The organism is Pedobacter sp. 01T416_2 (assembly GCF_056398925.1).
In genome coordinates this window covers 1-5700 of record NZ_JBFTQI010000375.1, presented here as the reverse complement: position 1 = coordinate 5700, position 5700 = coordinate 1, and the positions used below count along the sequence as shown (strand labels likewise).

Genomic DNA, 5700 nt, shown 5'->3' with positions numbered 1-5700 from the left:
ACAGTGGGGACGATGAGTTCCAGCTCACCGCACCCGCTGTGTTCTAAACAAGTACTTAGAAACTGGATACAGTCCGTCAATTGAGGACATAGCGTTAATTATTATTCCTTATTATCCAATACTCATTTTATTGAGCGATATTACGTATTTTAGATTTTTTAAATCTAACGTAATCAATGTCAAAATCTAATCCTGCACTCTCAACCAAACTAATCCTGTGGGGAAAAGCCGCAGGGCGCTGTCAGTATGACGGCTGTAATAAAACTCTTTTCCAGGATGCACTTACCAAAGGAGAATTTAATCAAAGCTATATAGCACATATAATCGCTGATGAGGAAAAAGGTCCGAGAGGAGATAAAATCCTTTCCCCAAAACTTGCAAAGGACATCAGCAACCTTATGCTGCTTTGCGATGCTCATCACCGTCTGATTGATAAAATTGACGTTGCAGGCCATACCATAAAGCGGCTTCGGGAGATGAAATCAAAACACGAAGATAGAATAGAACTGCTCACTAACATTACTCCGGACAAGCAAAGCCATATGGTACTTCTTGGAGCACGAATTGGTGAACATGACAGTCCACTAAATTACCGGGATTGTGTCTCTGCAATGGTTCCCGAAAGGTATCCCTCATCTACAAGACCAATTGTGCTAGGAATAGGGAATTTAGCGATAAAGGATTCCGATCAAAATTATTGGCCACTTCAGGAAAACCAATTAAAAATGATGTTTGAGCGGGACATTACACCGCTACGTGCGGCAAATGGTCCCCAGCATTTTTCAATCTTTGCACTCGCGCCGATGCCCATTCTGATCCGGCTGGGAACGCTTCTTGGAAATATTTTTTCCACAGATGTCTACCAGCGCCGGCGAAATCCTGAGGCAAGCTGGAAATGGCTGAAAAAAACGAGCAACCGTTCCTTTCAATTGACTCTTCCAGATAATTTTGACCATCCTCCAGTACTCAATTTATCAATAAGTGGGACCATTACCAATGACCGTATCCACGAAATCCTGGGCGAGGAGGTCAACATTTGGACGATAAAGTCCGATATTATTGACCTGGACTGTATGGAAAGTAAGGTACAACTAGAAAGATTTAAACAACTAGTCCGAAAAACTTTTGATCAGCTCAAGGCAAAACATGGGCAGAAGGCAATCTTAAGCATCTTTCCTGCGATGCCCGTATCCTGCGCTGTAGAGTTCGGACGGGCCTGGATGGCTAAATCTGATCTGTCAATGGATATTTTTGACCAGAATAAAACTAATAATTCATTCATCAAAACTCTAAGCATACACTAACATGGAAATGCTCCTTGAAGCAAAACGCAATTTCGGGACTTTCCTCGAACAACTCGCTGACACCCTGGATCTGACCGAAGGCCAGCACAAGACCGCAAAGGAAAAATATACTTCTGTAGCAAATTTTCTTGCCGCCCCGGATACTCTGCTCACACCCTTCGACCCAAGAGTATTGGTACAGGGCTCTGTCCGAATCGGCACAACTGTAAGGCCCATCGGGGAAGATGCGGAGTTTGATATCGATATGACCTGTATTCTTTCTGTAGACATGCCCGCTAAGCAGGAAGACCTCAGAAACATTATTGAAGAGAGACTTCGGGAAAGCAGTGACTACAAGCGCATGCTGAGCGAGGAACAACACCGGAGGTGCCTGAGGCTGCATTATGCAGAAAGCCTGAAATTCCACCTTGATATTGTTCCCGCTATACCCGACGACCCCAGCTGGATACAGGTGCAGGGCGTTCCTGAAGCGTATGCAAAACATGCCATTCTGATCAGCGATGCCGACCATGACTACTTCGATCAGGATAAATACAGTATCGACTGGCCCAAAAGCAATACCGAGGGCTACGCATTATGGTTTTTGGACCGTATGAAAATCCAAGCCGACCGTATCAGGATGGAGCTCAAAGCCCAATTGCTGCTGGAAAGCGTCGACGATGTACCCGAATACAAAGTCCGAACGCCACTGCAAAGAGGGATACAGCTGATGAAGAGACACCGTGATATGATGTTCAAGGACGACTGCGACAATGCGCCGGTATCTATCATCATTACCACTCTTGCTGCAAAGGCCTATGAAAAGGTTATTTCCGCCAGCCAGAGCACCATCTTCTATGATATACTTATCGAAATGATCGATGCCATGCCCACTTTTATCAAGCACTTCGCCGGAGAGTTCCATATTGAAAACCCGGTCAACCACAAAGAGAATTTCGCGGATAAGTGGAACGAGACACCTAAAAAGGCAAGAAACTTTATTGACTGGATTACCGCCTTCAAAAATGACTTTCAGCAGTCCTTTAGAACCGGGGATATCCAAAAGGCTATCAGCTCCCTTCGCCCTCAGTTTGGCGACCGGATCATCAATGAGGCGCTGAACAGATTCGAACCTTCAGGACAGCTACTTAATGAAAGCAAGAATACTTCGCTGATTCCCAATGTTGCCCATAGGCAAATGCCACTATGGCCCGTAAGGCCCGAACATAAAGTCCGCATCACTGCCAAATACAAATCCCATGATAACAACTGGACTTGGACCGAAATCAATGAAAGAACGCTTGAAAAAGGTGTTAACTTAATGTTCAATGCTTATACCGATGTTCCGGAACCTTTTAACGTTTTCTGGCAGGTGGTCAACACCGGAGCGGAGGCCAGAGACAGCGGCTGCTTGAGAGGCGCTATCTTTCCTGCTGGAACGGCCGGGACAGGTGGGCTGCAGCAACCGGAAGCCACCAGCTATTCCGGTCTGCACTGGGTGGAATGCTTTATCGTGAAAAACGGCATATGCGTGGCGAGGAGTGGGGAATCGATTATCAGGATTAGATGATCCCAGACCATCGTAGCACAAGTTCACATACTAACCTTAATTAAGACAACATTCATGGCTTTAAGTCATAATGCGAAATAATAGGGCCCTTTGGCCAGCAGTCATTGTTACAAAATCTAATATAGATGTTATGCTCCAAACCTTAAAAGAATCTTATTGGGTCTGATTGCGACTATTGTCATGCACATCATTGGGAACTGGGGTTTGCCCTCTCCATGTTTTTTATTATAACAGCAAGAAGAACAGGCTGCCCCTCTATATGTTTACCATTATAACTTTCTGACGAAAGATGTTTTCCTGCTAGGCGCAAATTGTTTAAACAGGTGATAAATCAACTTTCACACGAAGCCCTTTAGACTTAACTTAGCATAGTTACTTTATGATACTTTTTCCGACTTATACCAGATTTCTGGAATGTTCACTTGATCTGGGTCGGCAACCATTAAATGTACTTTTCCAAACTGAAATGCAGATAAGATATCTTTTTTCTCAGCTAGTGCTTGATAAAAGCCTTTTGCGAATTCTGTTGAAGCATCAACCCCAACGGGACTATTCATTCCTATAACATAGATATTATGTTTGGAAATTGATTTTGCTTGTTCAGCAGAATAACAAGCACTGAGAAAAACACATTGTGTAATGCCAGAAAATAATTGGAATAAACTCTCAAGCGCTGCTGTAGGTATTAGTACGCTTCTACCGTTATCTTCTTCCATTGCTAGGCCTTCTTCCGTTCCGTGTCCCGTGAAATGAACAAATTGAGGATTATGTTTCATAAGTTCACTTGTCAAGGTATCAAGCTTTGCGCCAGTTTTTGAAATCAATTCTATATCATCTCGATTGGTTGATGATTGAAGAACTTCGCTTATTTTACGCTGTTCCATTCCGGCATTGAGCATTCCAGCGTCAGTTGGAGATGACGCAAAAAAAAGAATTTTATCTTTGATTGTGGTAACTAAAGTTTGTGATTTATTTAGGAGGTAAATAACTTTATTCCTTACACTGTATTCCCAATTATCTTCACGGAGGTCAAAATGAACGATGGCCCAGCCATCTTTATCAAAATCACTTCTGCATTTTATTTGTTCTGTTTTGTAGGCTGTTAGCCCAAGAATACATTCAGGTTTGTGAAAATCCTTTCTCAGATTTATTTCTTTAATAATTCTAAGACCAGCTAGCTTTTTGACCTCTTCTTTTTTTCTGTTCGGTAAATTTAAATCTAGAATTAAAAGATCTATTTTATATCCGCGCATAAAATAAGATATAGCGTCAGCAACATTTTCTGCAATAAGTATCTCTACGTTTTCACTTGATACAATCTCTTCAATCACCAGTTTGATTTTCTCAATTTTTAAAGGTGTATCATCCACAATTAATATTTTCATGAGTTAAGAGACCGCATAAAAGTTTCAAGTTCCCTTTCCCAAGACGTGTTTTTCAGATTGTAGTAAATGTATCCTTTGTAGAGAGTTGGAAAGTTCTCACTCAGTTGTTCATCAAGTTCTTTAATTGAAATCAGCCCGCCATCAAATTCATTGTATTGAGTAATAACTTTTACTCGCGAATGTTTACGGTAGCGTTTCATTTCTTTCAAAATATCACGCCCACCATAACCTTTTGGTTTACCTGAAAAATTGCCCTGACCTTGATCATAAGTTGGTAAACTCATATCAAGTAGAATGAAATCGAATTCAGTTTCAAAAATAGCCTTTAAGCCGCTTTGATAAGACATTCTACTCAATAATTGTACAGCGGGGAAAAATTCTTTGATAAATAAGATAATCTTTTCAGCTTTGGCTGGGTCATCCTCAATTAGTAATCCTGTCATGATATAAGGTATTTAGGTCAAAAGAAATCTCTACTTCAAATTCAAAATTTTCATATCGAGGTTCAATATTATAATCCCTGCGACCCAAATCTACGGCGATTGATTTACAAAGTTTCAGGTATCCTGAACCTTTTTCAAAACTCACTGTCGAGCCATTTTGATAATTTTTAATTTTTATCTTTGCTTCTGCAATTTTTCTTTCAAGTTCTTTTAAATCTTTTTGCTTCGAAATATTGTTTTTAAAGTTGATTTTTAAAAGTCCGTCTCTCTCAAAAATAGCTATATGAATACGTAGCTTTTCATCAAGATCACGATTTTTATAAATAGCATTATCAAAAAGATTTATAAAGATATCACCAAAGGATTCGAAATATTTTCCTTTAATACGTTCTTCAAAAGTATTTTTAATTTTAAGTTCTGCTTTATGTAGGGCATTTTGGTTTATACTATTCATATAATCTATGATTGCCTGAAGACTTAAATCAATCGGGAATTCTTCAATATATTGATTTTTCGAAATTTTGAACCAATTTGTCATTTGGCTAGTAACTACCTGCACTTCGGTACTGCAATCTACAATATGCTTTAATAAGAGATGGTTGCCACTTTCGTCAAAGCTTATAGCTTCAATTTCCTTTTGTAATAATGTTAACAGTTCCAGTAGTCTAGGAGTTAAAACAGCAGTTATGTTATCTCTAAGCCATTCTAAATTCTTTTCCAATTTTTCATATAAGGTATCAAAGACCTCATCAATAAATGCCTGAAAATCAATAAGCCTCCCAATTCTGTTACGATAGATGTTGAACATCTCTGAAGCCGAGAAAGAAAAATCAAACATTCCTGTGATCATCCCATTTTCATGTGAACGAACTTTAACCCAAGACAGACCCTCGTCAATCAAACTATCAATCTTCTCCGAAAATACCGCAAGGCAGTTTTGAAGCCGCTTATTTTTTTGCTTATCTTGAAAAGTCTGGTTCCAAAATTCGATTTCTCCGTAATTCTGAAGCAATGAGTCC

The 5700-nt window shown here is 40.0% G+C and carries 5 protein-coding genes; 2 read left to right on the top strand and 3 right to left on the bottom strand.

Annotated features, from left to right (window positions below; all coding sequences use genetic code 11):
• Positions 1-176 precede the first annotated feature (176 nt).
• Together AC1DPQ_RS15905 and AC1DPQ_RS15900 are read left to right on the top strand one after the other, a co-directional pair.
• Positions 177-1304, top strand: coding sequence for an SAVED domain-containing protein (locus tag AC1DPQ_RS15905; RefSeq protein WP_477610193.1), 1128 nt, complete (start codon positions 177-179; stop codon positions 1302-1304).
• A gap of 1 nt (position 1305) precedes the next feature.
• Positions 1306-2853 (top strand): nucleotide-binding domain-containing protein, encoded by a 1548-nt coding sequence (locus AC1DPQ_RS15900; RefSeq protein ID WP_477610191.1) that lies wholly within the window; start codon positions 1306-1308, stop codon positions 2851-2853.
• 377 nt (positions 2854-3230) lie between these two features.
• On the opposite strand, the gene AC1DPQ_RS15895 is transcribed toward AC1DPQ_RS15900, so the two are convergent.
• The 3 genes from AC1DPQ_RS15895 to AC1DPQ_RS15885 all read right to left on the bottom strand — a co-directional run.
• Positions 3231-4238: a CHAT domain-containing protein gene (locus tag AC1DPQ_RS15895; RefSeq protein ID WP_477584785.1), complete on the bottom strand. Its 1008-nt coding sequence runs from the start codon at positions 4236-4238 to the stop codon at positions 3231-3233.
• A complete protein-coding gene (locus AC1DPQ_RS15890) occupies positions 4235-4681 on the bottom strand; it encodes a response regulator (RefSeq protein ID WP_477610189.1) in 447 nt (148 codons plus the stop codon). The genes AC1DPQ_RS15895 and AC1DPQ_RS15890 overlap by 4 nt, the downstream gene beginning before the upstream one ends.
• A partial coding sequence (locus AC1DPQ_RS15885) for a hypothetical protein (protein WP_477610187.1) occupies positions 4662-5700 on the bottom strand: 1039 nt, incomplete at its 5' end. The genes AC1DPQ_RS15890 and AC1DPQ_RS15885, both read right to left, overlap by 20 nt.